5 protein-coding genes are annotated in these 1794 nt (G+C 45.8%); all 5 read right to left on the bottom strand.

Annotated elements, in window-relative coordinates:
* A partial coding sequence (locus DW642_RS15645; protein ID WP_158555037.1) for a relaxase/mobilization nuclease domain-containing protein occupies nucleotides 1-669 on the bottom strand: 669 nt, incomplete at its 3' end.
* Nucleotides 630-953 (bottom strand): MobC family plasmid mobilization relaxosome protein, encoded by a 324-nt coding sequence (locus DW642_RS15640; protein ID WP_055228723.1) that lies wholly within the window; start codon nucleotides 951-953, stop codon nucleotides 630-632. The genes DW642_RS15645 and DW642_RS15640, both read right to left, overlap by 40 nt.
* Entirely contained in the window at nucleotides 953-1195 is a 243-nt protein-coding gene (locus DW642_RS15635; protein WP_055228721.1) for a hypothetical protein, read from the bottom strand. Before DW642_RS15635 ends, DW642_RS15640 begins: the two co-directional genes overlap by 1 nt.
* A gap of 16 nt (nucleotides 1196-1211) precedes the next feature.
* A complete protein-coding gene (locus DW642_RS15630) occupies nucleotides 1212-1397 on the bottom strand; it encodes a hypothetical protein (protein ID WP_055228720.1) in 186 nt (61 codons plus the stop codon).
* A 147-nt stretch (nucleotides 1398-1544) separates the two neighbouring features.
* The coding region (locus DW642_RS16090; RefSeq protein WP_207660218.1) for a hypothetical protein at nucleotides 1545-1794 on the bottom strand (250 nt) is incomplete at its 5' end.

The raw sequence follows: 1794 nt of genomic DNA, 5'->3' as shown, positions 1-1794 counted from the left end.
GTCCTGCCAGTCCACTCCGTACCCTCTTTCATTCATCAGCCGGATAAAGGTTTGCCGGCTGATCGCTGTTTCCTTACAGTCCAGTACCGCCAGGGCAATATCCTGCACATAACTTTTGACCTTTCCCTGCTCTGCTTGTTTCAAAAGCTGGTAGGTGTCTTTACTCCATGCCACCGTTTCTTCCCGGGCTTCTCCAGCAAATGTCTTTCCTTTCTCCGGCACATGCAAGCCCTGTTCCCTGCTCTGTTCGTTGCACCGTTCCTTTAAGTCTTTAAGGTCGTGCTTACTCCATTGGAGCTTATGACCGTTCTCATAATTTACGGAATTGACTATAAAGTGCGTATGTATATGCCCCTTGTCTATATGCGTGGCTATCAGAACTTCATGCCCTTTCCATGCCTTTGTATGCTCCGCCAGCTCGATAGCGTTCTTGTGAGCCTGCTCCGGGGTTATTTCCTCGTCCTCATGGTAGGACTGCACATAATGCTTATAGGTTCTTCCGTCTGTCTTGCCCCACAGCTCCTTTGTGGCTTGCATTTCTTCCTTGACTGTCTCCGGCTCACAATGCAGACCACTGACAAGCTTCTCCTCTGTCTTTTCTTTTTTCGTCACATAATCTATGGCGTGCCCTATGCCCGCCTTTGAAGATACCGCCTTAATGACTGCCATACTTTGTTCAGCTCCTCTCCATGCTTCCGCACTTCCGCTTCACTCGGCAACATTCCCCCCTCATTACACCGCTTTGCTATTTGGTTGAGGTTGTTCCCTATCCGTTTCAGTTCCGGGATAAGTTCCTTGATACCGTCCGTATTCACAATCTGCTTCTCCAGCACACAGGAAAGGATATACTCCTGCTGGTTCTTTCCGCTCTTTGAAATCTTCTCCTGTAACTGCTGGTATTCTTCTTCACTTACTCGGAATGATAACTGCTTAGGTCTGCTTTTATTCGCCATTATTCTTCCTCCAAATAAATGCACAACTCGACTTTATACATTCCACCGCCAATGATATTAAAATGGTCTACTTGCTTGTTTGCTATCTTCTTGAATGTATCAGATGCAAGAATATCCTCTTGTGCTGCTTCCTCGAAGTACGTCTTTACATATCCATGCTTTTCATGGTCGTATGGTTCTTGCTGGATTGATACGCAAGCCACACCGCCCTCATGCAATTTCAAAAAATTTCTTACTGTCACTTTTGTTTCCCTCCTGTTAATCAATTTCGGACAACTGTACTAACATGCTATCGCCGGTCTTGTCCGTTACCTTTATCGCATTTGCTCCGTCAAATTCCCACTTTACAGAACCTTCAACAAAATGGCTATCAATCCATTTCTGAATTTTCTTGGCTCTGATTTCTTTGTATTCCGCTATTGTTTTTGCTCCGCTGATTTTCATTTGCGACCTCACTTTCTTCGGTGCTACCACCGTCACATTATGAGCCTTTCGGCTCTGCTTCAAGGGGGATTGAAGGGGGGCTTGCCACCCTCACAAGTTCTAAAGTGGTAACACTTTAGGGAACTTGCAATATATCCGCTACACATATTATAGTATGGTGGTAGCACTTTTGTCAAGCGGATATATTCGTACGTATATTCTGCCAAGAATATAGTGAAGCTTACTTCCTCTTGGGCGGCTTTGGAAGTGTAGGAGGGAGACAGTCAAGGGCTTGTTTTTTATCTGCAATATGAGCTTCGGCTTGCCGATCAGCGAATGCAGCAGATAAAAAATGGTCGCAGACCACCCTTTACTTTCTTCCGCCGGAACGGACAATGAAGCACAGGGGGAAGTAACG

Origin of the sequence: Blautia sp. AM23-13AC (genome assembly GCF_003435675.1) — a bacterium.
Classification (GTDB): domain Bacteria; phylum Bacillota; class Clostridia; order Lachnospirales; family Lachnospiraceae; genus Fusicatenibacter; species Fusicatenibacter saccharivorans.
The sequence above is the reverse complement of the archived record's forward strand: the minus strand, read 5'-3'. Positions and strand labels throughout refer to the sequence as shown.